At 68.1% G+C, this 25,192-nt stretch carries 22 protein-coding genes and 1 tRNA gene; 9 read left to right on the top strand and 14 right to left on the bottom strand.

Annotated elements, in window-relative coordinates; translation table 11 throughout:
* Positions 1-101: 101 nt before the first annotated feature.
* A complete protein-coding gene (locus tag AB6732_RS02335; RefSeq protein WP_370957959.1) occupies positions 102-1,142 on the top strand; it encodes a pirin family protein in 1,041 nt (346 codons plus the stop codon).
* A gap of 18 nt (positions 1,143-1,160) precedes the next feature.
* Here AB6732_RS02335 and AB6732_RS02330 read toward each other — a convergent pair whose 3' ends face one another.
* From AB6732_RS02330 to AB6732_RS02315, 4 genes are all read right to left on the bottom strand, one after another.
* Positions 1,161-1,967, bottom strand: coding sequence for a Fic/DOC family protein (locus AB6732_RS02330; RefSeq protein WP_370957957.1), 807 nt, complete (start codon positions 1,965-1,967; stop codon positions 1,161-1,163).
* Positions 1,967-2,188: a hypothetical protein gene (locus AB6732_RS02325; protein ID WP_370957955.1), complete on the bottom strand. Its 222-nt coding sequence runs from the start codon at positions 2,186-2,188 to the stop codon at positions 1,967-1,969. The genes AB6732_RS02330 and AB6732_RS02325 overlap by 1 nt, the downstream gene beginning before the upstream one ends.
* Positions 2,189-2,629: 441 nt before the next feature.
* On the bottom strand, positions 2,630-2,929 hold the full coding sequence (locus AB6732_RS02320; RefSeq protein ID WP_146145829.1) for a hypothetical protein: 300 nt from the start codon (positions 2,927-2,929) through the stop codon (positions 2,630-2,632).
* 1,610 nt (positions 2,930-4,539) lie between these two features.
* A complete protein-coding gene (locus tag AB6732_RS02315) occupies positions 4,540-5,463 on the bottom strand; it encodes an N-acetylglucosamine kinase (RefSeq protein ID WP_370957952.1) in 924 nt (307 codons plus the stop codon).
* 29 nt (positions 5,464-5,492) lie between these two features.
* Here AB6732_RS02315 and AB6732_RS02310 point away from each other — a divergent pair, with 29 nt between their 5' ends.
* Together AB6732_RS02310 and AB6732_RS02305 are read left to right on the top strand one after the other, a co-directional pair.
* Positions 5,493-6,545, top strand: coding sequence for a nitronate monooxygenase (locus AB6732_RS02310; protein WP_370957950.1), 1,053 nt, complete (start codon positions 5,493-5,495; stop codon positions 6,543-6,545).
* Between the two features lie 62 nt (positions 6,546-6,607).
* The gene (locus AB6732_RS02305; RefSeq protein WP_370957948.1) at positions 6,608-7,111 is read left to right on the top strand and encodes an Lrp/AsnC family transcriptional regulator; all 504 of its coding nucleotides are present in this window, start codon (positions 6,608-6,610) and stop codon (positions 7,109-7,111) included.
* An 89-nt stretch (positions 7,112-7,200) separates the two neighbouring features.
* On the opposite strand, the gene AB6732_RS02300 is transcribed toward AB6732_RS02305, so the two are convergent.
* Entirely contained in the window at positions 7,201-8,433 is a 1,233-nt protein-coding gene (locus AB6732_RS02300; protein ID WP_370957946.1) for an MFS transporter, read from the bottom strand.
* A 171-nt stretch (positions 8,434-8,604) separates the two neighbouring features.
* On the opposite strand from AB6732_RS02300, the gene AB6732_RS02295 reads away from it, so the two are divergent.
* The 3 genes from AB6732_RS02295 to AB6732_RS02285 are packed head-to-tail and all read left to right on the top strand — an operon-like array spanning position 8,605 to position 12,747.
* On the top strand, positions 8,605-9,120 hold the full coding sequence (locus tag AB6732_RS02295) for an Lrp/AsnC family transcriptional regulator (protein WP_370957944.1): 516 nt from the start codon (positions 8,605-8,607) through the stop codon (positions 9,118-9,120).
* A gap of 7 nt (positions 9,121-9,127) precedes the next feature.
* Positions 9,128-10,123: a magnesium/cobalt transporter CorA gene (gene corA / locus AB6732_RS02290; RefSeq protein ID WP_370957942.1), complete on the top strand. Its 996-nt coding sequence runs from the start codon at positions 9,128-9,130 to the stop codon at positions 10,121-10,123.
* An 8-nt stretch (positions 10,124-10,131) separates the two neighbouring features.
* The gene (locus AB6732_RS02285) at positions 10,132-12,747 is read left to right on the top strand and encodes a tetratricopeptide repeat protein (protein WP_370957940.1); all 2,616 of its coding nucleotides are present in this window, start codon (positions 10,132-10,134) and stop codon (positions 12,745-12,747) included.
* Positions 12,748-12,829: 82 nt separating this feature from the next.
* On the opposite strand, the gene AB6732_RS02280 is transcribed toward AB6732_RS02285, so the two are convergent.
* The 4 genes from AB6732_RS02280 to galU form a co-directional block, all read right to left on the bottom strand.
* Positions 12,830-12,902, bottom strand: a tRNA-Ala gene (locus AB6732_RS02280).
* Between the two features lie 70 nt (positions 12,903-12,972).
* Positions 12,973-13,869, bottom strand: a complete 897-nt coding sequence (locus tag AB6732_RS02275; protein WP_370957938.1) for a hypothetical protein — start codon at positions 13,867-13,869, stop codon at positions 12,973-12,975.
* Positions 13,870-13,970: 101 nt separating this feature from the next.
* The gene (locus AB6732_RS02270) at positions 13,971-14,585 is read right to left on the bottom strand and encodes a GNAT family N-acetyltransferase (protein ID WP_370957936.1); all 615 of its coding nucleotides are present in this window, start codon (positions 14,583-14,585) and stop codon (positions 13,971-13,973) included.
* A gap of 11 nt (positions 14,586-14,596) precedes the next feature.
* Positions 14,597-15,493 (bottom strand): UTP--glucose-1-phosphate uridylyltransferase GalU, encoded by an 897-nt coding sequence (gene galU / locus AB6732_RS02265; protein WP_370957934.1) that lies wholly within the window; start codon positions 15,491-15,493, stop codon positions 14,597-14,599.
* 73 nt (positions 15,494-15,566) lie between these two features.
* Between galU and AB6732_RS02260 the strand changes: the two genes are divergently transcribed.
* The 3 genes from AB6732_RS02260 to cpaB all read left to right on the top strand — a co-directional run bounded on the left by AB6732_RS02260 (position 15,567) and on the right by cpaB (position 17,370).
* On the top strand, positions 15,567-16,205 hold the full coding sequence (locus tag AB6732_RS02260; RefSeq protein WP_370957932.1) for a 5-formyltetrahydrofolate cyclo-ligase: 639 nt from the start codon (positions 15,567-15,569) through the stop codon (positions 16,203-16,205).
* A gap of 100 nt (positions 16,206-16,305) precedes the next feature.
* Positions 16,306-16,569 carry an FmdB family zinc ribbon protein gene (locus AB6732_RS02255; RefSeq protein ID WP_066211371.1) on the top strand — a complete coding sequence of 88 codons (264 nt, stop codon included), beginning with the start codon at positions 16,306-16,308 and terminating at the stop codon, positions 16,567-16,569.
* 114 nt (positions 16,570-16,683) lie between these two features.
* The gene (gene cpaB, locus AB6732_RS02250) at positions 16,684-17,370 is read left to right on the top strand and encodes a Flp pilus assembly protein CpaB (protein ID WP_370957930.1); all 687 of its coding nucleotides are present in this window, start codon (positions 16,684-16,686) and stop codon (positions 17,368-17,370) included.
* A gap of 156 nt (positions 17,371-17,526) precedes the next feature.
* Here cpaB and AB6732_RS02245 read toward each other — a convergent pair whose 3' ends face one another.
* From AB6732_RS02245 to AB6732_RS02225, 5 genes are all read right to left on the bottom strand, one after another.
* Positions 17,527-17,832: a hypothetical protein gene (locus AB6732_RS02245; RefSeq protein WP_370957928.1), complete on the bottom strand. Its 306-nt coding sequence runs from the start codon at positions 17,830-17,832 to the stop codon at positions 17,527-17,529.
* A gap of 161 nt (positions 17,833-17,993) precedes the next feature.
* The gene (locus AB6732_RS02240; RefSeq protein ID WP_370957926.1) at positions 17,994-21,770 is read right to left on the bottom strand and encodes an AAA family ATPase; all 3,777 of its coding nucleotides are present in this window, start codon (positions 21,768-21,770) and stop codon (positions 17,994-17,996) included.
* A gap of 198 nt (positions 21,771-21,968) precedes the next feature.
* Positions 21,969-23,516 carry a glutamine-hydrolyzing GMP synthase gene (gene guaA / locus AB6732_RS02235; protein ID WP_370959580.1) on the bottom strand — a complete coding sequence of 516 codons (1,548 nt, stop codon included), beginning with the start codon at positions 23,514-23,516 and terminating at the stop codon, positions 21,969-21,971.
* 229 nt (positions 23,517-23,745) lie between these two features.
* Positions 23,746-24,231: a DUF3817 domain-containing protein gene (locus AB6732_RS02230; protein WP_307497702.1), complete on the bottom strand. Its 486-nt coding sequence runs from the start codon at positions 24,229-24,231 to the stop codon at positions 23,746-23,748.
* The gene (locus AB6732_RS02225) at positions 24,228-25,076 is read right to left on the bottom strand and encodes an SURF1 family protein (RefSeq protein ID WP_370957924.1); all 849 of its coding nucleotides are present in this window, start codon (positions 25,074-25,076) and stop codon (positions 24,228-24,230) included. The genes AB6732_RS02230 and AB6732_RS02225 overlap by 4 nt, the downstream gene beginning before the upstream one ends.
* Positions 25,077-25,192 lie beyond the last annotated feature (116 nt).

Genomic DNA, 25,192 nt, shown 5'->3' with positions numbered 1-25,192 from the left:
CACCAGTCTAGAAGCGGCAGCACACTTAATCGATACAAAATAAACATTTACGCACACAGGAGCCCGCTGCTCGGCCCGCTTCGGCGGCGTAGAGTGGCGCTGTGACCAACCTCGACCCGTCCCCGGATCAGCAGGCCTGCCCGGCCCGGACCACCGTGCCGGAACCGTGCCTCGAAGTCTGGCCCGAACGCGCCGTGCCCCTCGGGGGAATCCGCGCCATCACCGTCCAGCGGACACTCCCCCTCAAGGACCTTCCCACCATCGGAGCCTGGTGCTTCCTGGACCGGTTCGGCCCGGGCCGTGTCGCCATGACAGTGCTCCCCCACCCGCACATCGGGCTCCAGACCGTCACGTGGCCGCTGAAGGGTGAGATCCGCCACCGGGACAGCCTCGGCAGCGACGTGACCGTCCGCCCCGGGGAGCTCAATCTGATGACGGCCGGGCGCGGGATCGCCCACTCCGAGTTCACCTGCGTGGAGGGCGACGAGATCCCGGTCCAGGAGGGCCTCCAGTTCTGGGTCGCCCTGCCCGAGGAGCACCGGCACCGCGAACCCGCCTTCGAACAGCACCAGGACCTGCCCGTCGCCTCGGGTGAGGGCTGGGAAGCCACCGTCGCGATGGGGTCACTCGCGGGCGTCAGCTCCCCTGCGAGCGCGTTCAGCCCTCTGATCGGTGCTCAGGTGGACGCCACGGGCTCCGTGGCGATCCCGCTCGAGCCGGGCTTCGAGCATGCCCTGCTCGTCATCGACGGGGCGCTCAGCGTCGAAGGGCAGTCCCTCGAGCCGGGTCCCCTGCTCTACCTCGGCGGGCAGCGCACGAGCCTGACTGTCGACGCCGGACCGGGCGCCCGCTTCTTCCTCCTGGGCGGCGAACCGCTCGGCGAGGACCTCCTCATGTGGTGGAACTTCGTGGGCCGGAACCACGAGGAGATCGTCCAGGCCCGGGACGACTGGGAAGCGAGCGGAACCCTCTACACGGACGACGGCGTCGAGCCCACGGCCGACGAGATCGCCGGGTCACGCTTCGGCTGGGTCGCCGGTCACCAGGGAGGCGCGACCGCCGAGGCACAGGCGGAAGTCGGGCACATCCCCGCGCCACCGCTGCCCGGCGTGACGCTCAGGCCGCGCGTGCGGCGCCGCTGAGGCGCGCCGTCGTCGGACTCATCGGTCTCTGGGCCGTTCCTCGCCGTAGCCGTGATACCGACGGTGCTCCGCCTCGTCACGCCGCGCCCGGAGGGCATCCGGGCTGGTGAACCGTCCGGAGGAACTCCTGCGGGAGATCTCACGCATCGCCTGGATGGTGCGGTTCGGAACGGGGGTGGTGCGGCTGACCGAGGCGGAGCGGAAGACCGCGACCGCCTCCGTCGCCCGGGGCATGAACTCACCCCGAGCGGGCAGCGTCGCCCGCGCCATGGCGTCCCAGGCGTCCCGTCCCACCCGGTCGAAGTCGAACTCGAATCTGCTGAGGGTCGAGATCTCGTGCAGGACGGCCATCGTCATCCGCCCATTGCCGGTGCGGAAAGGCCGCACGTGGTTGAGCCCCGCGAAGATGATCGACGCCATGCGAGCGAAGCCGTCGTGATCGAGGCTGCGCCAGTCCGTGGTGGCTGCCGTGCACATGAGAGGACGGAGATGGGTCCTCAGGAGGTTCTTGTCCGGGAACACGCTCTCCCCCAGCGTGAGGTTCACGGTCCGCAGTTCACCGGCCCACGCGTAGGTGTCCTGGAACAGGTGCTGGTGGACGTCCTGCAGATACGAGGTGTCCGGTTCGAGGGGTATCCGGACCACGCCCTGCAGCAGCTGGCGGAACCGCGCGGTCGCGAGTTCCGACTCGACGGTGGCGAGTGTGGCGGAATCCCGGATCCCGTGGAGATTCCGGAGCACCGCACGGCCCGTGGCCGGGTCGTAGGTCTCCGGATAGAGGTAAGCCTCCTGCGAAGCGGCCTCCGGGCCGGGCAAAGTGTCCATCACCGGATCCCGCCGCGCCGCAGCACCCGGTGCTTGAACTCATCGAAGCTGATCTCGCTCCGGACGCGGGCGACGACGTCCCGGACGAGGTCCACCGTCGGTTCGACGCCCTCATGCCAGGAGGACACGAGGGCCTGTTCGAGGGCATGCGCCTGCAGTGCGCTCAGGCCCTCGAACGCCTCGGGCCATCGCTCCCTGGCTCTCAACCGCTGGTCTTCCATCACGTGCTCCTCTTCGGGTCCTCACCACAAGGTACGCCGTGGCACCGACAACGGAGAATAGGAGGTGCTAGCAGTGCCCCGATCCCCTGCCCAAACCTGACAAAGGCCACCGTGGCGAGGTGCCAAAGGCTATTCGTTTGCTGCGTCGGTACTGACTGATTTCGGTGTGTCAGCCGGTACCAGTCGAAACGATGGGGCCCTCTGCTTGAAATGCTTGGTCGCCCGCCAAGTCAGTCTTGATTCAGAGGACGAGACCACCACTGCCGAAGTTGAAGAACTGTTCAATGCGTCTCGACCAGGCACCGACCTGCACGCCCTGGGCCGGCCGGGCACCTGGAAGGGGAGAAGCCCTTGGTGGGTTTCATTTCCCGACACCAACCGAGGGCTTCTCCGAGGCGACTCACCACTACACCAGGCAGGAGCTATCGCCGAATCTCATAGTCAAAGCGGACGCATGTATTCAGGATCGCGCCACCAGGTGCGTTCAGTGAACTCGATCCCCTCTTGACGCAGATCATCGGCGAGAACACGGAACTCCTCGTCAAGCTTCTGAGGTTCCCCCGCTTCGGTAAATACTCCCCTTTCCCAATCCCATACCTGGTCGAACCGCTTGCCCCAGGCAAGGAGCCGGTCTACCAATGGTTTGGGGAGCACCTCTTGCAGATCAGGTTCCCAGCTATCGCCGTACTCCTCGAGAGGAAATTGCATGTGATCCCAGGAAAATATGGTCTTTCTTGCCATGATTAGCACCGACTACTGGTAGTGGGAATCGCCGTGACGACGATCTTGTTGTTCGACGAAACATACACGGACGGGTTGATCGTCTTCCACCAACTAGGACGCCCATTGACCATCCTGTAGACATGCACGGGCGTGGAGTAGCACCGCTTGTTACTGACCAGCGCGGCCTTCTTCGCGGGCGCCGCCAATGAGCTCCGGATGAGGTACCGGATCCATGCGGTCACACTCCCGTCGCCACCCATCTGGCCTCGCCACTGACTGAGGGGATGGTTCTTCAGGATGTGGTTGAGCCCGACTGTTGCAGAGCCGCAGAGCAAGCGAACAGTTCCGTCGTACTTGCTTCCCATGGCCTCCACCACAGCGGCAGAGCTACCGGCACGCGAACACATCGCAATGAGAGCTGCATCTTCAGCTCCCCCAACCCAGCCACGCTGTTGAGCCAATGAGCTGCCCGGCACAGACGCTACAAGCCAGTCATTCTTGCCGGACGCCGGGCCCCAAGCGATCACTGTGCCGTCCGGGTATGCTCCATTCGGTACCGCAGGACCAGGCGCGGAGGATTCCTCAGCCACAGTCCCGAAGGCGTCAACATGCAACCCCGGACCCTCAGGAACTGGTGCGGCAACCGAGCTCGCCAGAATCACGGCACTCACAGCGCCAGCCAATAACTTCAACATGCAATAACCCCCAAATTCATTACATCCGATTGAGCAACTTAAGCGCGCTCACTTAAATCCTAATCGAGCCGTGGAAGTTGCCGCATCTGCCCTCCAGTCCCGACGGTGCACTCAGACCTAGAAGTGCAAGGCCCTCTTTGGAAGCAGTCGTCCCGCCCATGGCAGGCCCCGCGCAAGACCGGCGGCGCGTCGTATACTTCGGGCGAATCCTCGGGCTGGACACAAGTGAAAAAATGATCGTTCGTAGCAGACTCCATCATTCGACACGTGCCCTTCCTACCCGCCAAGATGACGGCAGCGATCGTCCTCTTTTCGAAGTCCACCTCACGCACGCCGGCCCCTTGGTCCAGTTCAATGCGCCATTCCGACCGTAGCTCTTCCAGGCCATCTTCTCGGGGTGATCCATCCAGAGAGCGTTTCGCGTCACTCATGGGAATGCCGGTATCGCATCCTCCTCGATAGGTTGGCCAGTCACAGATTTGAACCGACCTGCGGCGAGTCCATCTCTCAGTATCTTTATCCCTGCGATAAGCAGTGTCGGCACCAGAACTATCCGGCGCAACCAGCCCTGGTACCGATGCGGTCGAATGTTGATTCCTGAGACTCCTCTACTCCTGGAACGAGCTTGAAACCGGTCCGGATGGGGCTCCGAACCCCGCAGACATTCCGGAGTGTCGTCCGCGAGTCATGCGGGATTTGCATCGTTGCCCATGGACCTACGCTACAAGTGCCTCGGAAGTGAGCCCAGATTCAAGCGGCACTGCCTGCCGTGACGACTGTCGGGTCTCTCGACCGTGAAAGCGGCCGGGGGATTTCAACGGCCGTCTCAGCGACGGCTCCGTGTGACCGTTACCGTCGCGCGCCCCTTGATCTATCCGGCGAAAACCATGAACGGGCGCGCCCAAACCACCCGGATCCGCCCGCAGAAAGCCCTTACCCCGCCGTGAGCAGCGCGACCGCTCCGAAGACCGGCTCCTGATCGAGCACCCGGACGTCGTGGTGACCGCGGGCAGCCAGGCCCTCACGGAACGGGACGGAGATCTCCGGGACGTGCTGTCCCAGGCCGCCGCCGAGCACCACGGGTCCCTCGATGCCGAGGTTGTCCAGGACGCCGAGGGCGAGGGTCGTGAGTTCGTCCGCGGCGCGGCGCAGGATGTCCTTGGCCCCTTCGTTGCCGCCCCGCGCGGCGTCCACCACCACGCGGCTGCGCTCCGCCCAGTAGCGGCGGCCTTTGTCGGGGTGATGGAAAGCGGCGATCAGCCCGGCGACGTCGGGCGCTCCGGCCGACTCGCACAAGGCCAGCGCGAGCGCGTCGGCTTCCAGCCCAGAGTTGAAGCGGCGCAGCGAGTGCCGCACGGCCTCGCGGCTCAGCCAGTAGCCGCTGCCCTCGTCGCCCAGCAGATAGCCCCACCCGCCGAAGCGGGACTCCCGGCCCGAGATGTCACGCCCCCAGGCCGCGGTGCCGGTCCCGGCGATCACGGCGACACCGGCCGTCGCACCCGCGGCGGCCAGGAGGAGAGCGGAATCGTGCACGACGGTGATGTGCGCGCCCGGGACATGCGGCTGAATGAGGGACGCGAGGGCGTGCTTGTCCTGCTCGGTGTCGACGCCGCCTGCGCCGACCACCACGCGGGCCACGGCCGTCGGCGCCAGGCCCGCGAACAACTCGGCGAAGGCCTGCTGCGCGGCTTCGACGCTGACGTTCTGCACATTGGCGCTGCCCACGGTCAGGTCACCCGCGATCCGGCCGTTCCGCAGCAGCACGCCGCGGGTCTTCGTGCCCCCGATGTCGATGGCCACGGCTTCGTGGGAGGCGGTCTCGGGCAGCTCGGTGGCAGGATGGCTTGGAGTAGTCACGAGTCCAAGGGTACGCAGGAGGAAACCCCATGTCAGGAACCCACGACGGCATGCCGCTGCCGTCCCGTGTGATCGCGGCGCCCATGGCGGGAGGAACCAGCAGCACCGCTTTCGTGAGTGCCACGCTGGAAGCCGGAGCCATGGGATTCCTCGCCGCCGGCTACCGGACCGCCACCGCGCTCGGTGCTCAGCTCGAGGAGGTCGAAGCCCGGTCCTCCGCGCTGGGCGAAGCGCCGTTCGGGGTGAACCTGTTCGTCCCGGACGCCGCTCCCATCGACCCGCAGGCTGTGCTCGACTACGCCGAGGCCCTGCGCCCCTGGGCGGACCGCCTGGGCGTCAGGGTTCCCGAGCCGGTCCTCGACGACGATGACGACTACCCCGCCAAGATCCGCCTGCTGCTGGAGCGCCCGGTCCCGGTGGTCAGCTTCACCTTCGGCCTCCCGTCCGCCAAGGACGCCCAGGCGCTCCAGGCCCGCGGCACCCGCCTCTGGGCGACGGTGACCCACCGCGCGGAGGCCGAGGCGGCGCTCGCTCTCGGCGTCGACGCCCTCGTGGTCCAGCATGAAAGCGCGGGCGGCCACTCCGGACGCTTCCTGCCGGGAGAGCCGCCCGCAACGGCCGACGCCGCAAGCCTCGTCGCCGAATTGGCCCGGCAGGTCCCCCTGCCGATCATCGCCGCGGGCGGCATCATGACGCCCGCCGACGCCCGCGCGGCGTACGACGCCGGAGCCTCCGCGGTGCAGCTGGGCACCGCGCTGCTGCGGACGCCGGAGTCGGGGGCGCGCCCGCTCCACAAGGACGCCCTGGGAGACCCTCGCTTCGTGACGACCCGGATGACGAGGGCCTTCACGGGCCGGCGGGCCCGCGGCCTGGAGAACGCGTTCCTCCGGGAATACGACGCGCTCGCACCGGAGGTGTACCCTGCCGTTCACCACCTCACCGCGCCGCTGCGCGCGGAGGCGGCGCGGCAGGGCCTGGCGGACGGGGTGAACCTCTGGGCCGGCACCGGCTGGCAGCAGGCCTTCACCGCCCCGCTGCGGGAGGTTCTGGCGCCGTTCCTCGCGGTCGCATCCGAGCGCTGAACCGGCATTTCGCGAATCGCCGCCCCGCCGTATCATGTAGTGACATTCGAAGCGGAGGAACAATGGCCGATTCAGCGAAGAATCTTCGCAATCCGGGCGCTAACGGCGAAACCCTGGACGACGTAGACCGGAAAATCATCCGGATTCTTTCGGAGGACGCGCGCATCTCCAACAAGCAGCTGGCCGAGGACGTGGGCATCGCACCGTCCACGGCGCTGATGAGGACCCGGACCCTTCAGGAACGCGGCATCATCAAGTCCTTCACGGCCGAGCTCAATCTCGCGTCGATCGGCCGCAGCGTCCAAGCGCTGATCGCCGTCCGGCTCCGCGCGCACGACCGCGATCAGATCGATCAGTTCACCGCGCGCGTTCCGCGCCTCCCCGCGGTGCTGTCCACGTTCCACACCTCGGGCTCGGTGGACTACCTGCTGCACATAGCCGTGGGCACCACGGAAGAACTCCGCGACTGGGTGCTGGACAACCTCGCCACCGACCCGGTGGTCGGGCACACCGAAACCACCCTGGTGTTCGAGCACATGGACGGGAACTCGGGCCTGCTCGACTGAGGGCCGGCCCGGCCGGGGCGTCCGGAGGCCCAGGCCCGACCGGGGCTGCGGACTTCAGACTCGTCGGCGTCCGGTCACCCGACCCCGCGTCAGACCCGGCGAGAGCCGCGCAGGGAGGCGAGGGCCAGGAGGAACGCGGCCACGGCGGCCAGGATCGCGAAGGCGGTGACCGCCGTCGTCATCCCCCAGACCGCGGCGGCGAGGCCGAGGCCGAGCACCGGCACGGCACTTCCCAGGTAGGTGACCACGTACACCGTGGACACCATCTGCGCGTGCTGATCCGGGGACACGGCCATCGCCGCGCGGTTGAAAACGGTCCGGAAGGACAGACCCTGGCCGAAGCCGGCCGCCACGGACGCCACCACCAGCAGCCACAGTGCCGAGGTGTTGCTGGCCCAGGCGGTGAGGAGCATCGAGAGGCCCAGCACCGCGAGGCCCACGGGAACGGTCGCCTTGCCGGAGAAGCCGGTGAGCTGGCTCAGCGCCGAGGCCCCGAGGGAGAGGCCCGCCAGGACTCCCACCAGGGGAAGGGAGTTCAGGTGCATCCCCTGGGCGAAGAACCCGGGGGCCAGGGACAGCTGGAAGCCGAAAATGGCGAAGCTGAGGAACCCGACCAGTGCCGCGAGCCAGAACGCTCCGCGGGCCTGGGACGGCACACCGAGGCGGCGCGGGGCCAGGGCCCGGTGATTGAAGCCGTGCTCGGCGCGCATGATGGCGGGACGGGCCCTGATGAGCCACAGCGGCACGAGGAGGAGCGCCAGGACGACCATCTGCACGACGAACGGCGCGGTGCGCCCGCCCGGCAGCAGCGCGAGCAGACCGCCGATGGCGGGCCCGGCCGCGACTCCGCCGGAGGACGAGAGCAAGGTGAAGCGGGAGGCCCACTCGGGGCGGGTCGGCAGGAGTTCGCGCAGGGCCGCGGCGCTGGCACCCGTGGCGAGGGCGATCGAAATGCCCTGGAGCACCCGCCCACCGCACAGCATCAAGAGGTTCTGCGCCAGCCCGAACACAGCGGTGCCGGCCAGGCCCACGACTACGGAGACCACCAAAGCTGCACGGCGTCCGATGTGATCGGACCAGTGTCCTGCGAGCACGAGAGTGGCGACGAGGGCGATCACGTAGCTTGAGAAGGCGACCGTGGTGCCGAAGGGACCCAGGGCGAGCTCCGCCTGCAACGAGGGGTAGAGCGGCGTGGCCAGATTGGCTCCGACCAGGAGCACGAAGATGACCACGCCGGACAGCACCAGGCGGGCCGTGGTGGACGCTTCCCAGCCCCATTCACGGGCGGCCGGGCGCATACGCAGTTCACTGATGACGGTCATCGGGATCTTCCTCGCGGCTGTGGACGGTGGGTGTGCCGTCGCGAAGCTCTCAGGCCCTGGGTAGAGGCCTGTTCAGATCATGAGGCATTCCCGTACTATCGATCAGTGTGCGCAGAGAAAATTGCGCAAAATATTCAACAGATTCGCCGTCTCTTGAGCTGGAGTGCGCAATTGAACAATCTCGATGCCACCGATCTGAAGATCCTGCTGGAACTCGTCCGGGAGCCGCGGATCCAGGTCAGCGAACTCAGTGAAGTCCTGGGCATCGCCCGCAACACCGCGCAGGCGCGGCTGCGGCGCCTGCAGCGCTCCGGCGTCCTGACGGGAGGCGGGCGGGAGATCGACCTCGAAGCGGTGGGGTACGACGTCGTCGCGTTCGTCACGATCGAGGTGACCCACCGCGAGCTGGACTCCGTCATCGCCGCCCTCAGGCTCATCCCGCAAGTGCTGGAGGTTCACGAGATCTCGGGCCGCGGCGACCTCTGGGTCCGGCTCACCGCCACGGACACCCATCAGCTCCAGTCCGCGCTCCGCCAGGTGGTCCGCATCAAGGGCGTCATCAGGACCGAGACCGTCCTGGCCCTCCACACTCACATCGCCTACCGCACCGAACCGCTGCTGAGCCGGGCGCTGGATGTGCAGGAGAATGCCCGCGCAGCGCGCGCCCAGGCCGCCACTCATCCATAATGAAGCCGTGACGATCATCGACAACGCCGTCTACGTGGACGGCCGCCGGATTCTCGAGCCTCAGTCCGTGCTGCAGACCAGCGAGTGCATGGAGGAGACCGGCGGGATGGCCTGGCTCGGCCTGTACCGTCCGAGCCAGGAGGACATGAAGGACATCGCGGTGGAGTTCGGCCTCCACCCCCTGGCCGTCGAGGACGCCGTCACCGCGCACCAGCGCCCCAAGCTGGAACGGTACGACTCCACCCTCTTCACCGTGCTCCGTCCGGCACGGTACATCGACTCCACGGAGACCGTGGAGTTCGGCGAACTCCACATCTTCACCGGTCCGGACTTCGTGGTGACCATCCGTCACGCCGAGACCCAGGGCGTCGCGACGGTGCGCAAACGGCTGGAGGACAATCCCGAACTGCTCAGCATGGGCCCGGAAGCCGTGCTGTACGCACTGCTGGACAAGGTGGTGGACGACTACTCCCCCGTGGTCGCCGGCCTGGAGAACGACATCGACGAGATCGAGGACCAGCTGTTCTCGGGAGACTCCACGGTGTCCCGGCGCATCTACGAACTCACCCGCGAGGTGATCCAGTTCCAGCGGGCCATCCAGCCGCTCCCGGACATGATGGAGGTCCTGGAACGCGGCTTCACGAAGTACCAGGTCAACGTGGAACTGCAGCGCAATCTGCGGGACGTCCGTGACCACGTCGCGTCCGTGATCGCCCGGGTGAACTCCTTCCGGGAAATCCTCCAGAACGCCCTCACGCTGGATGGCACCCTGACGGCGAACCGGATGAATGAGGTCACTCTCGCCCAGAACGAACAGGTCAAGAAGATCTCCGGCTGGGCCGCCATCTTCTTCGCCCCGTCCATCGTGGCCGGGATCTACGGCATGAACTTCCACGAGATGCCGGAACTGGCCTGGCCTTTCGGCTATCCGCTCGCCGTGTGCATGATGGTCGCCCTCGCGGCGCTGCTGTATCTGATCTTCAAGAAGAAGGGCTGGATGTAGGGAGCACCATGAGCATCGACGCCGAGTTCCTCGCCTTCGTCCGTGTCCTGTCCGACGGCGGTGACGACGAGCAAGCCGTTCAGTTGCTCAGCGCCGCCCTGGCGGACGCCCGGCCCGCCCGGACCGAACCGGAGGCGGTCGCCGTCGCCGAGGCCGTGGGCCTCCTGCTCCGGCTCGGAACCACCCCCGAGACGTATCCGCTGGCGCCGGAACGCCTCCGGCTGCTCGCCGAACTGACCGGCGGCGTGCCGACCCCCGCGGTCCGGGAAGCATGCGCCCTCGCGGAGCTGGAAGGCATCGAGTGGATCCACGGCACGGATCCCGACGCCATCGTGCTCGTGGACGTGCTGCGCGCCGCCGAGGCCTACGCCGACCGCTACAGCGACCCCGCGGAGCCTCTGGTCATCCGTCGCGCCCGTGCCGAAGCCCTGCTCACCGCCGGTCTGCTCGCACGTCACCTCGGACGCCCGGCGAACGACGTGGCGGGTGCCTTCGAACACCTGGCTCTCTCGCTGACCGGCGAGGACGACCCCCGCCTCCGGACCGTCCGCCTCCAGGCACTGTACGAGGCGTCGAAGACCCGGCTGAGGCTCGACGACGGCCGCGCCGAGAGCCTTCAGCTGCTCCGGCGGGTGATCGAGGAGGCGACGGACCTTCCCGACGCACGGTCCCTCCTGCACCGCTCCGCGCTGCTGCTCCTGGACGCCGAGGAAGGTGACGCCGCGGAGGCGCAGTCCGTCCGATCCCTGGCCGACGACGTGCTCGCCCTGCCCCTGACGGAGGAAACGCGGCGCGGATTCGCACTGCACCGTGCCTTCCTGGACGAGGTGCTGCTCCGTGTCCCCGAGGAATTACGGGAAGCCGAGGCTGAAGCACGCCATCTGGCTCTCATCAACCGCTTCGCCGCGCATCCGGACGACGAACTCCGGGACGGCCTGTTGTGGGCCCTCCTGCTCCGCTACGGCCGGCAGGGCGAGCAGTCATCCCGCACGGCCACGGCCCTCAGGGTCCTGGGTCACGCGGACGCCGCATTCGCCGGGGACCACAGCACGGTGACCGTCGCCGCACGGCTGCGTCTGGCGGCCCGGGTGGCGGAAGCGACGGCCGCGCTCGGGGACCCGGTGCGCGCCGTCGCGCTCTCGGAAGACCTGGCACGGCGGTTCCCCGGCGCCGAGAGGGATCCCGAGCTGCGGGTGCCGTTCGCCCTCGCCGAGCTGGAGCGGGCGCTCCGCCTGGACGATGTCGGCCGGCGCGAGGAGGCGCGGGCGCTCCTGGCCTCGATGCCGGGGCGCTTCGCCAACGCGGAGGGTCTGCCGGATGCCTCGGGTGTCGTCGCCCAGGCCCTGTACTGGCACGGACGGCAGCTCCGCGAAGCAGGGCAGCCGACCGAGTCCCGGGCCGTCATCGAGGAGCTCCTCGAGCGTTTCGCCGCGGCGGACGACGCCGGGCAGAGGGCCCAGGCCGCGAACTCCCTCTTCTCGCTCTGGCAGTCCCCGGACGTTTCTCCGGAGGAACAGGAGGCCGCGCGGGCCCGGTTCGGCGTCCTCTTCGGGCAGGACGACGACCCTCACATCCGCGGGCTCGACGCGCGCCGGCTTCTCCTCCAGGCCACGGTCGAAGCGGAGCGCGGACGGAAGGACACCGCCGTCGCGCTCTTCACCTCCCTGATCGCCCGGCACGGCGAGAGCAGCGAGGCCGACCTCCAGGACACCGTGCGGCTGGCCCGCGAGAATCTGGGCATCCTGAGCGTTCCGGCCATGGTGCAGTCGGACAGCGCTTCCGGCGCCCGCTACCGCGATCTGCGGGCACGCCTCGACGAAGCGGACCGGGCGGTCAAGGGCGGTCAGGTCGCGCATGCCGAGGCCGTGCTGCGGTCCATCACCGACGACGCCGGCCCCCGCCCCACGGACCAGGCGACCGTCCTGCTGGTGCTGGCCGCGCTCGACGCCCTGGGCGGGCTGCTCGAGGATGCGGGGCGCTGGGAGGAGCTGTCCCTCGTGGCGGGTCGCGCCGCGCCACCACGCCCGGACCTCGACACGCGCGCCGCCCGGATCAATGCCCGGGCGCACCTCCGCCTGGCCCGTGCACAGGCCCAGCTCGGCGATCCTGCCTCCGCCTTGAACGTCTACGACGCGCTCGACCGCTTCGCGGAAGGCTCGCACGACGGCGACATCGTCAGCGCGCGCGAGACGGCGCTCTACAACCGCGCGGTGCTGCTCGATGACCTGGGAGACGTCCACGGTGCTCTGACGGCCTACGACCGCCTCCTGTGGGTTCAGCACGCCGCGGTGCCGTCGCCCGAACGCCGGCTGAGGGCGGTCAAAGCCCTCCGCAACAAGAGCCTGCTGCTGGACCGGCTCGCCCTGTTCGCGGATTCGGCCACCGCACACCGACAGGTCCTGGACATCGCCGGCGCCGCCCCGGAACCCGCCGTCCTGCAGCGTGCCCGCTCCTCGGCCTTCGCGCTGGCCACCTGCTTCGCCCGTCTCGGGGACCACCGTTCCGCCGCCGACACCTACGCCTGGATCCGCACGGCTCATCACTTCGGATTCAGCCCGGAGGAGCTCCGTGAGGCGGGCGGCCTCCTCAAGCTCGCACAGAAGGCCGCCAAGCGGCAGCGATGACCTTGCGGCGGCGCGGCGAACCCGCCCCGCCCCGAAACGGCCGAAGGCCCCTCCTGAGCAGGAGGGGCCTTCGGTGAAACTGTGGAGCTAAGGAGATTCGAACTCCTGACCTCTTCGATGCGAACGAAGCGCTCTACCAACTGAGCTATAGCCCCGGACCCGCTCTCGCGGGAACCAACTGGATCAGACTACAAAGAAACAGCCGCAAGTTCAAAAACGCGGTGCTCAGGCCCTCCGGCGCTGCAGGATCGCGTCCAGATTCCGGAGTGCGGACTGGCCCTGTCCCACCACGGCGACGTTCGCCGCACCGGCCTGAACGGCCTGTGCGAGGTCCGGCTTGAGAGCGTCCTTGATGATCGGCTTGCCCTCGGGCTTCGGGGCCTCCGGCAGGTCGAGCGGCTCGGGAGCGGGACGCTCCGCACGCGGCGCGTCGACGTACAGGGGCTTCGGGACATCGACAGGTTCCCAGGTCTCGCCGGACCCGGCCTCGGAGTCGCCGATCTCCCGTGCGACGGCGAGGGCCGCGAGCCGCAGCTCAGCCGCCGTGAGCGGCGGTTCCTCGGCCTCCTTGACCGGCTCCGCGGGGGAACCGTCGAAAGGCTCACTGGGCGATGACAGCGGGCGTTCCACCGCGACGTCGCGCACTGGGGCGGAAGAGGAGGACATCGCATCCTGGAACGCGCGTTCCACCCGACGCAGACGATCACGCTTGGCCAGCTGCCGCAGGACCGCGACACACGCCACGGTCACGAAAAGGCACAGCAGCGGGGCACTCGGCGCCACGACCGAGAACAGGGTGAGGACGGCCGTCACGGGGACGGCCACCAGGGAGACGGCGCCCAGCAGAGCGAGCGCTGCCCGACCGGTCTTGATCGTGGGACGGCGGACAGGGTTCTCCGAGAGATCTTGCTGGCCTGGATTCTCCATGGGCACGGTCTCTTCCTCCTCGCTGCCGTCCTGCACTGTCACGGTGGATCCGATCCTTGCCACCGGCAAGGGAACTGGACGCCCCTCCCCCTCTGGTTCCACGGTCCGGACCCGGACGCGGCGCTTCAGAAGTGAAGGTGCGATCCCCAGGAGCCAGAACGCGACAGCAGCCACCAGGACCACTGAGCTGCTCATGGGGAAATCCACAGTCTTCACGTTAGGGGGTGCCCACCACGCCCCTGACCATTTGACCTAGTGTGTCGCCCAACTCGCCGGGAAATGACGGCCCCGGTGACTCACCTGCTGGTGAGCCAGCGGTTCAGGACACCACCGGGGACTTCATCGGCTGTCAATGCGAAGCTGAGATGATCCGCCCATTCGCCGTTGATATGGAGAAACGCCGGCCTCAGACCTTCCGGGCGGAAACCGAGTTTCTCCACCACGCGCAGACTCGGCGTGTTCTCCGGACGGATGTTGATCTCCATCCGGTGCAGGCCGAGCTCTTCGAAACAGAAATCCGTGGCGAGGGCGACCGCGGTCGGCACGATGCCCCGCCCGGCCCGGTCCTGATCCACCCAGTACCCGATGCTCGCCATCATGGCGGACCCCCACATGATGTTGGAGACGGTCAGCTGACCGACGATCGCGGGCGCCGCCAGACCCGCCCTGCGCTCGGTGATCACGAACGGCAGGGCACTGCCCTGACGCGCCTGCATCCGCAGCGAGCTGACCATCTCCCGGTAACTGGGCAGGCGACCGCCCGGATTCGGGTTGCTCGCCTCCCAGGGCTGCAGCCAGTCCTTGTTGCGCTGACGGACCGTCGTCCACTCGACACGGTCCTTCTGGCGGATGGGCCTCAGGACGATGTCACCGTGTTCCAGGGTGACGGGCCAGTACGGAACCTGACGCACCGGCGGCGGCGTCAGAGAGCGGAGGTGAACTCGCCAAGCCAGGTGCGGAGGTCAGGACCGAGGTCCTCACTTTCCGATGCCAGCTGGATGACGGCCTTGAGGTAGCTCAGCTTGTCGCCGGTGTCGTAGCGGCGGCCGCGGAAGACCACGCCGTAGACCCCATAGCCTTCGCCCTCGCCGGCGGCGAGCGTCTGGAGGGCGTCGGTCAGCTGGATCTCGCCACCGCGGCCGGGCTCGGTGTGGGCGAGCACGTCGAACACGGCGGGGTGCAGCACATAACGGCCGATCACGGCCAGGTTGGACGGAGCCTCTTCGACGGACGGCTTCTCGACCAGCTGGCTGACGCGGACGAAGTCCTCGCCTTCCACAGGGGAGATGTCGGCGCAGCCGTAGGCGCTGATCTGGTCCGGCTCGACCTCGATGAGGGCGATCACGGAACCGCCGGTCTTCTGCTGCACCTTCATCATGATGGAGAGCAGTTCGTCGCGGGGGTCGATCAGGTCGTCGCCGAGCAGCACCGCGAACGGTTCCTGGCCCACGTGCTGCTGAGCACGCAGCACCGCGTGGCCCAGGCCGAGGGGGTCGCCCTGGCGGAGGTAGTGGATGTCGGCGAGATTCGTGGACTCCTGGATCGCGGAGAGCTTGCGGGCATCGCCCTTGGCCTCGAGCGTCGCTTCGAGCGACGGGACACGGTCGAAGTGGTCCTCCAGGGCTCGCTTGCTGCGGCCGGTGATCATCAGAATGTCGTCCAGACCGACGCTGGACGCTTCTTCCACCACATATTGAATGGCCGGCTTGTCCACCACCGGCAGCATTTCCTTGGGCATGGCCTTCGTGGCCGGCAGGAATCGGGTTCCCAGGCCGGCGGCCGGGATGACGGCTTTACGGATCTGCTTCTGTTCGGTCACAGGACTAATCTAGCCGATACAGTCACCACTCCCTCCTCCCGAGTTTTCCTGCGACAGAATGACGGTTCAACCCATGCCAGCAGATAAAGCGGAATTCCGGAGCGTCCAGCGCACCCGGCGCCGCGCGGACGCCGCTCTCCGCACCGACGACGACGCCGCACGGCTGAGCGGGTCCTTCGCGGCGCAGGCGATGGCCTGGCTCAGCACGGTGCTGCCCGCGGACGGCTCGTCCGCTCCCAGCGTGGCGTGCTACCTGAACGCCGCCCTGGAACCGCCCACCCCGGCCCTCCTCCTTGCTCTCCGGGAACGCGGCTGCACGGTGCTGGTCCCGGTCTGCCTTCCCGGGCACCTCATGGAGTGGGTCCGCTGGCATCCCGGCATCGAGGTTCGCCGAAGCACTCTCGCCCCGGTTGACGAACCCGTGGGTCCCGGGCTCGGCTTTCAGGAGCTGTTCGCCGCGGACGGCCCCGGGCTGGACGTCATGTTCCTTCCGGCCACCGCCGTGGACGCGGCGGGAAACAGGCTGGGACAGGGCGGCGGGTACTACGACCGCTTCCTGGCGACCCTGGCGGACACGGGGCATGACGTTCCCCTCGCCGCTCTGGTGTTCGAATCGGAGTTCGTCCCGGAGGGTTCGTTCGCCGTGGGTCCACTCGATCGTCCCGTGGATGCCGTGGTGACGGAGCATCAGTGGCGGTCCTTCGGGAAGTGATTCCACCGTCCGGGCGTTGAGCTCTTTGATAGAATTGGCACTCGGAACCTGACAGTGCTAATCCGTATCCGTTCAGGACCCAGAGAACTGAGGAGAATCCGTGCCGACTTATGCGTATGCCTGCAAGGACTGCGGCCACGATTTCGAGATCGTCCAGTCTTTCAGTGACAACTCTCTGACCACGTGCCCCGAGTGCGGCGGCACGCTGCGCAAGAAGTTCAACAGTGTGGGCGTGGTCTTCAAGGGTTCCGGCTTCTACCGCACCGATTCCCGCGGCTCCTCCTCACAGAGCACCGTGCCGGCGGCCTCCACGGCATCCAGCTCACCGGCCCCCGCGGCGACGCCGGCGAGCGGCGGCAACTGATCTGATCAGTGTCCTCTGGTCTCCTCCACAGGGGGAGACCAGAGCGGCGCCTCGTCTGTCCACATAGACGGAATCAGCCCCTTCGGGAGTCCGGTCGCTCCCTAGCCTCAAGGTATGAGGAAACCATCGTCCGGCCCGCGCCGCACCTCCATTCCGGATCGAATCCGCTCCTGGACCATCCGGCACCGCCGCTTCCTCGCGGCGGCCGGCCTTGCCGCGGCAGCCAGTCTCACGGTGTACCAGCTCACGCCGGAGCCCGCAGCGCGGACTTCGGTGGTGGCCGCCTCGGCGGAACTCCCCGCGGGCGCCACGCTGGATCGGCATCAGTTGACGACCGTGCAGCTCCCTCCACAGGCGGTACCTGACGGCAGCTACCGTGATCCCGCGCCACTGCTCGGACGCCGGCTGGCCACTCCCCTGCGCCGCGGCCAGGTCCTCAACGACACGTCGCTGACAGGCCCCGGTCTCCTCGCGGGAACTCCACCCGGCACCACGGCGGTGCCCCTCCGCATGGCCGATCCCTCATCGCTGCGGATTCTGAGTCCCGGTCAGCTCATCGACGTGGTCCTCAGTCCCGAAACCGCGCCCGAAGCCACCCGGACACCCGACGACCGGGGTTCGCAGGTTCTCGCATCCCAGGTCACGGTCCTCTGGATCGGGCAAGGGGAGAAAAGCTCCGGCTCCTGGCTCGGAGGGGACGAGTCCCCCGGTCTCGTGGTGGTGGGAGCCACGTCCGCGCAGTCCAGATCGCTGGCCGGCGTCCAACGTCAGGGCCGGCTGTCCTTCGTGCTGGTCCGATGACCACCGCCCGACACGGCGCCGGTCGTCGCATCACCCGCTTCGCCGGGTCTGCGGACGGCACCGGCGGGACGCAGGACACCTTCGGTATCGGGGCGGCCAGTACAGAAGCGGTCAGTACAGGGACAAGCAGCACAGGAACCGTCAGCGCGGATGTGGTCAGTCCCAGTGCGGGGGCCGTTGCTCCTTCAACCAGTCGTCCCGCTCAGGATTCCCCGCCGACCCGCCCCAGGCAACGTCGAGGTCTTCCGCGGCCTTGTCCGGCAGGATGCCGCCCTGCGGAAGACCGCTCCGCTTGCGGGGCTCCGGTGAGGGCGTCGCAGTGGGTTCGGCAGTGGGTTCGGCAGCGGCCGCGGACTGCGCCGTCGGACTCCCCTCGACCGGTGATGACCCTGGTGCCCCCGGGACCTTCGCCGGCGCCGGCAGCACCATCGACTGCCCCACGGCCACGTCCAGACGTGTCACATGAAGAGTGGCCCGGCGTGAACCCCGACGCTTCCGGCCGGTGCCGGACGTGTCGTCCGCGGCAGGCCGTCGGCCTGATGCTCCGGACGCCGCGGAGTCACATTCCTCGCCGGCGGTCGGGACCCCGTCCCGGCCGTCCAGCGGATCTCCCGGCCTGCCGCTCACAACGCTCCGTCATCGTCCAGATTGACCTGCGTCATGAAGCCGGTGGCGGTGTTCTCGGTTCCGTTCCGGTCGTCACCGTCCAAGTGGAGGTAGGAGGCGATCCGGTCGGCACAGAACGACGGGTCCGTGAAGACTTCGATCGTCCAGAGGGACACATGCCGCCAGCCCATCCGCTCCAACAGCTCGGGACGCAGCCTGCTCCGTTCACGGATGGACCGCTTCTGGTAGGCGGCGGTGCCGTCGGACTCGATGGCCACCGGAGTGGGGATCTCCGAGTCGTCCTTGCCGATGGTGTGCAGAGGGTCGGCCGCGGCCACCACATCGATCGCGCCATCGTACTGGTGCCACACCCTGGCGCCGCGGACCCTGAGCCGCTCGGCCAGATCGACCACCAGGGCGTCCTCCCCCAGGCTCGGGTCACTCGAAGCGGCGCGGGACGCGTGACTGCCCAAGGAGTAGTTCCCTCCGAGCTCACGGTCCAGCAGATCGTAGAAATCGGCGGCACCGTGACTCAGGCGGCTTCGGTCCAGATCCTCCGGCTTGAAGCAGCTGAGGACATGCAGGTGCTGGCGGGCGCGGGACATCGCCAGGGCGAACTTCGCCCGGCCGTCGCGCGCCGACAGGGGCCCGAAGCTGTGCAGGGCACGGCCATGGGGCGTCCGGCCGAAGCCGAGGGAGAAGATGATGTGATCGCGGACCAGACCCCGGGCACGTTCCAGATCCACCACGCGGAAGGACTCCGGCCCGGTGCCGTGGAAGAAGTCGGCCAGCAGGGGGTGGTTCGGCAGCTGCAGCCTGATGGCCTCACCGATCCGCGCGGCATGGTTCAGCGTGCTCGTCACCACCGCGAGAGAACGCCGCGGACGAGTCCTCGCGTGTTCGAAGACCAGCTCCACCACGCGGTTGACCTCGGCCATGACGGACTCCACGGCTTCCTTGCCCTGAACCGGCAGGCCCGTGCCGTCCGGCAGGTACTCCACCACGATCGAACGGTCGAGCCCGGTCACCGCGTTGCCGTCGGGCAAACGGTTGAGCCGCTCGCCGTAGAAGGACCGACTGAGCTGGAGACTCAGGTCCTCATCCACCGAACGGTACGCGTTGCGCAGTTCGACGCCCGGCAGCACTTCGTTCAGGGCGTCGAGGGCACTCGTGACCGTCTGGGTGGCATCGGTGCGGTCGTCGGGACGCTCCACGGCGACGGAGAAGGCACGGGGCGATCCGATGCTCGCGTCACCGAACGCCACCACCTGGGTGCCCCGCGCCAAGGCGGGAAGAGCGCTGCGCAATGCGGTGGATTCGGCATCGATGAGCACGACCGCGTCGAAGTGGACACCGGCCGGCAGAGCGCGCGACAGCGAATGCGGGCTGACCGTCCAGATCGGGACCAGGCTGGAGAGCAGCTGCGGAGCCTGGGCCCAGAGGGCGGCCATGCTGACGCGGCCGTCCTTGAGCAGGCTGCGCAGGAGTTCGGCCTGGCGGGTCTCCCGCTGCACGAGGTCCCGCCAGCGCTGAGCCAGCGACCATCGCAGGCGTCCGGCGCCACTGGCGACGTGGGCGCTGTCCGCGAGGCGGAACTCGCCCTCCATCGTGCGGAGGCTGTCGCCGTCGGACATCGCGAGGTAGTCATCGCCGCTGATCATCGCTTCGAGGACCGACTGCCACCACGCGAGATCCAGTTCGGCGCTGACGGCCTCGGCGGGGACCTCACGGGCCGCCAGGTCATCGAGCAGCTCGTCGAGACCCTGGCCGCGCAGGCTGTCCAGGATCAGGGTGCGCTCGGGAAGGGTCTCCAGAGCCTCGGTGTCGCCACTCAGCGAGGCCAGACGAGTCTCCAGAGCGGCCAGCGGCATCTCCTGCAGGTCGGTGCCGCCGCGGGTTCCCTTGAGCGCCTGGCTCAGGGTCAGAAGGTCCTTCTTGACCTCCGTGTAGCGGGTGTCGAGGTCGGCGAGGCCGGAGGGCACCACGGGGTGCCGCTGCGACGCCGCGTACTTGGACCACTGCTCACGCTGGACCTGGACTTCTTTGAGGCTCTCGTGCAGGTCAAGGATGTGCACGCCCGGACGGACGAACTCCTTGGCGTACTTGCGCAGCTTGGCGCGGCCCAGGCTCGTCATCTCGATGCCCCGCTCGCGGCGCCAGGCACTCGGAGCCGTGGCCGCGATGAAGTCGTGGACGTCGCGGTCGAAGATCTCCACGGAGAAGCGGCTGAGGCTGTCACGCATGCCGAGGAACAGCCCGAGCTGCTCGCCCCATTCGTGGAAGTTCGCACCGAGGTGGAGCTGGGCCTGTTCGGCGAACTCCTCCATACGGCGGCGCAACTCCGGAACCGAGGCGTTCAGGCGGACGGCCGTCTCGTGCGCCTCCTGGGCTTCCTTGCGAGTGAGGAGACGCGCGCCATGCCATTCGCTCGTCACGGTGGACCGGGTGAAACTGCCCAGCTCTGCGGCACGGATCAGCTGCGTCGCGGTGGCCTCACGGTCCTTGATGCTGTCCAGGACGCTGCGCTTGAGGCGCACGGTCGTGCCTGGCGTCGTGTCAGTGGCGACGGCTCGGGCCAGCGCCTGCATCGCCTGATACGGCGAGCAGCCCCACCGCGACCGGACGTTGTGCAGCGAGGCGACGTGCTCAGCCAGGGAATGGCGGCGGGCCCGCAGGGTGCTGTGCAACTGCTCGAGCTGTGGCTCCTCGGCCTTCTCATTGCGCACGATCGCCTGGATCAGCTGGGCCTTGAGCTGGGCCGGGTTGGAACTCGTGCTCAGGGGCAGCACCAGGGTTTCCAGGCCCAGGCCCGCGAGCCGCTGGTTGAGCTCGGCCAGGGAGGTGCGTCGCTCGCCTACGACCAGGACGGACTTCCCTGCCATCACGAGCTCACCGAGGGCGTTGATCACCGTCTGGGTCTGACCCGTGCCGGGAGGCGCGGAGATGACCACGGAGTCGCCGGCCCGCACGACGTCGAGGGCCAGCTGCTGGGACGCGTCGGCGTCGAGCAGCAGGAACTCATCCGCAGGATCACGCTCGTCCAGCGGCACGAATTCCTCGGCCGTGATGGGCACACGAGGTTCCACACTGCTCGGATCCGCCAGAGCGGAGATCAGCTCGTGACGATCGCTGATCCACGGGTCGTCCAGGTCCTGCGGGAGGTCGGCGAAAGTGGAGACCAGCAGTTCCGGCAGGATCTCGGCGCCATGGATCGGCGAGATGACCGTCTCCATCCGTTCCAGCACAGGCTGCGGATCGAAGCGGGCGGTGCTGTACGCCAAGCGGGCCAGGGCATTGACGTCGAAGATGATGCCGTGCACGGTCTTGAGGTGCCGGACGAGTGCGGGATTGATCCGCGCCTGTTCCAGAACCTGGAGTTCGTAGTCGTCGCCGCTGGGACGCAGGCTCAGGCTGATGGCGGCCAGCAGGACCGGAGCCGTGACGCGCTGTGGCTTGCCGCCGACGGCCGACGTCCACACGGCGGTTCCAGCCGAAAGGTAGCCGACGTCGATGCCCCGCTCATTGCCCATCTCATAGACCTTGGCGCGGATGCTCCGTGCGGCCCGGGCCGCACGGGTGTAATCCTGCGGCTCGCGGATGAGCGTGGACAGGCGGGTCTTCCGGCCCGCCATCAGCTGGGCGAGGCCGGACGGGTGGGCGTGCGCCAGGTCGATGGTGCCATCCGCCGTGCGAGAGAAGCGCAGCAGGGTGTCCGGACCTGACACCGGCGCGAACGCGGCGAGCCAGCGGCTCAGCTCCTCGGAGCGTTCGTCGTGTTGTGGGTTCTCCGGCACGGGTTCCTTCTTCTCTGCACTGGCTGCACTGGCGCGTGAGGCTTTAGACCAGATAGGCATACCTTCGAGGGTATCCGCCCCGGAGCGCCACCGGGGCTTGCAACGCCCACGACTTGTCAAAGTCCAGCGGAATTCCGGGGAAAAAGCCGTGACCGGCCCGCAGAAGCGGACCGGTCACGGTTCACCAGCCAGGTGGGATCACTCCCACTCGATGGTTCCCGGCGGCTTGCTGGTCACGTCCAGCACCACGCGGTTCACGCCATCCACCTCGTTGGTGATGCGGTTGGAGATGCGGGCGAGCAGGTCGTACGGCAGGCGCGACCAGTCGGCCGTCATGGCGTCCTCGCTGGACACGGGACGCAGGACGATCGGGTGACCGTAGCTGCGGCCGTCGCCTTGGACACCCACGCTGCGCACATCGGCGAGCAGCACGACAGGCATCTGCCACACTTCGTTGTCCAGGCCGGCGGCGGTCAGCTCGGCGCGGGCGATCGCGTCGGCCTTGCGCAGCAGATCCAGGCGCTCGGCGGTGATCTCACCGACGATGCGGATGCCCAGACCCGGGCCCGGGAACGGCTGGCGTCCCACGATTTCGGCCGGCAGGCCGAGCTGGGCGCCGACAGCGCGGACCTCGTCCTTGAACAGCGTGCGCAGGGGCTCCACCAGTTCGAACTGGAGGTCCTCCGGCAGGCCGCCCACGTTGTGGTGGCTCTTGATATTGGCCGTTCCCTCGCCGCCGCCGGACTCGACGACGTCCGGGTACAGGGTGCCCTGGACCAGGAACTTGATGCTCTCGCCGTCGGCAGCCGCCTCGGCGATGATCGCGCGCTCGGCCTCTTCGAAGGCGCGGATGAACTCGCGGCCGATGATCTTGCGCTTGGTCTCGGGATCGCTGACCCCGGCCAGGGCGTTCAGGAAGCGCTCCTGCTCATTGGCGACGTAAAGGTTGGCGCCGGTGGCGGCGACGAAGTCGCGCTCCACCTGCTCGGCCTCGCCTTCGCGCAGCAGCCCGTGGTTCACGAACACACAGGTCAGCTGGTCGCCCACCGCGCGCTGCACCAGGGCGGCCGCCACGGCGGAGTCCACACCGCCGGACAGGCCGCAGATCACCCGGGCGTCGCCCACCTGCTCGCGGATGCGCTCGACCTGGTCCTCGACGATGTTGCCGGTGGTCCAGTTCGCGTCCAGGCCCGCGCCCTTGTAGAGGAAGTTCTCGAGGATCTTCTGACCGCTCTCGGAGTGCTTGACCTCGGGGTGCCACTGCACGCCGTACAGGCATTTCTCCTCGTTGGCGAAAGCCGCCACCGGGGCGCCGGCCGTGGTGGCGAGGACTTCGAAACCTTCCGGAGCGCGGTGCACCGAGTCGCCGTGGCTCATCCACGAACGGTGGTCGGTCACGCCTTCCAGCAGCGAGTGGGGCTCACCGATCAGGGTGGTCTCGGTGGAGCCGTACTCGCGGAGTCCGGTCTGGGCCACCTCGCCGCCGAGGGCGCGAGCCATGGCCTGGAAGCCGTAGCAGATGCCGAGGACGGGGACGCCGGCCTCGAAAAGGTCCGCGCCGACGTTCGGGGCGCCTTCGGCGTAAACGCTGGAAGGACCACCCGAAAGGATGATGGCGGCGGGGTTCTTGGCCAGAAGTTGTTCGGTGCTGAGCGTGTGCGGAACGATCTCCGAATACACATTCGCCTCACGCACGCGGCGGGCGATCAGCTGCGCGTACTGTGCACCGTAGTCAACCACCAGCACGGGGCGCTGAGAAGTCTGAGCTGCGGGGGAATTGGTCACCCCTCAAGGATACGGTCCCGGGGCACTCCCCCGCACACCGGACGGCCTCCGAGTAGTGCGGCTCACAACCGCGGCCGTCACAGCAGTGGCGCGCGCCCGCCGTCGTACGCGGGATCCTGACGCACGACGACGCCGGGCGGCCGCTCAGCGCGACCGCCCGGCGTCGTCGTGACCTGGTGAAACGGACCGCTCAGTAGCGGCTGGCGCCCTGGGGGTTCGCCGCGAGTTCAGACTCCACCTCGGCGTGGGTCTTCTTCTCGACGATGAAGGAGAGGAACGGCACCACACCGCCGAGGGCCAGGACCACGAGCTTGCCGAACGGCCAGCGCATGAGGCTCCAGAGGCGGAAGTTGGAGATCAGGTACAGCACGTACATCCAGCCGTGCACGATCAGCACGATGATGGAGAGGTTGGCGCCGCCCACCACACCGGCCGGGTCGGCACTGGCCAGACCGAACACGTGAGGCTGCCCCGTCACGGCGTTCGTGCCGCCCGCGAAGAGGAACTGGCCGAAGCCGTACCGCAGGATGAGCTCGACGCAGAGCAGGAGCAGGAACGAGCCCGTGGCGTACGCCAGGACCTTGTAGAACTTCAGCGCGGAACGGATCTGCTGTTCCGTCCCTCCGAAACGCCGCGGACGAGGGGCGGGGGTGCCTGCGGGCTTGGGGTCGATCATTCGCTGCTCCTGTGATCATCGGGGGTGTTCTGCGAAGCGGACTCGTGGCGGGCCAACAGCGCCGCGTCCTCTTCCGCTTCAAGCTGCCGCTGGTAGTCGTCCTTCACGAGTCGCCACCAGATGAAGAGGGCGAATCCTGCGAAGACCACCCACTCCACGGCATAGAAGATGTTGAGCCAGTTCACGCCCTGCTCGGGAGGCGCCGCCTTCAGTCGCAGGGGCTTGAGGTCCGAGTCGTCACGGGCCCCGACATCCTGCCCGGCGCTCTTCTCCTGGCTGGCGCCGACGAAGCCCTGGTAGCTCGAGACGTCCCAGACGTTGATGAGTTCGGCCACGGACAGATTCGCGTAGCTGCTCTGCGGGAGATCCTGCGTGACGGTGGGGGCCTCGGACGGGACCAGCCGGCCCGTGAGGGCGATCTGACCTTGCGGCGCCCGGGGAGCCTGGTCTTCCGACGCGATCCAGCCACGGGCCACGGGGATCCAGGTGGCGGGGGTTGATTTCGCCCCGGCGAGGCGCGGGGCGCCGTCGACGGCGAACGCGGTGACCACCCAGAAGCCGCTCCGGCCGTCCAGCAGCCGGTCCTTGACCAGCACCTGGCGCGAAGGGTCATAGTGCCCGGTCAGCGTGACCATCTGGTCCGCGACCGAGGAGGGGAAGAAACTGCCCGGCTTGAGCACCTCGCTCAAGGGCCGGGGTGACTCCAGCGCACTGTCCGGGGTCTTCTCCTGCTCCGTGGAGCGCCCGAACTGCCATTGGCTGAGGAGCACGAAGACCGTGGACACCAGCAGCGCGAAGAGCAATCCGGCGATCCAACGCGGCTTGAGGGCAGTTTTCAGCACCATTCCACCGTACTTGCTGAACCTCGGAATTCCCCAAAAGCCACTTCCCGCCCGCGCGACCCCCACGCGACCCGAGCAGGCCCTCGCGACCGGTCCGGCGCCCGTAACAGAATGGCCCT

The sequence above is a fragment of the Arthrobacter sp. RCC_34 genome (assembly GCF_041360795.1).
Taxonomy (GTDB): domain Bacteria; phylum Actinomycetota; class Actinomycetes; order Actinomycetales; family Micrococcaceae; genus Arthrobacter_E.
Note: the sequence above shows the minus strand (reverse complement) of the source record. Positions and strands in the feature narration are given on the sequence as shown.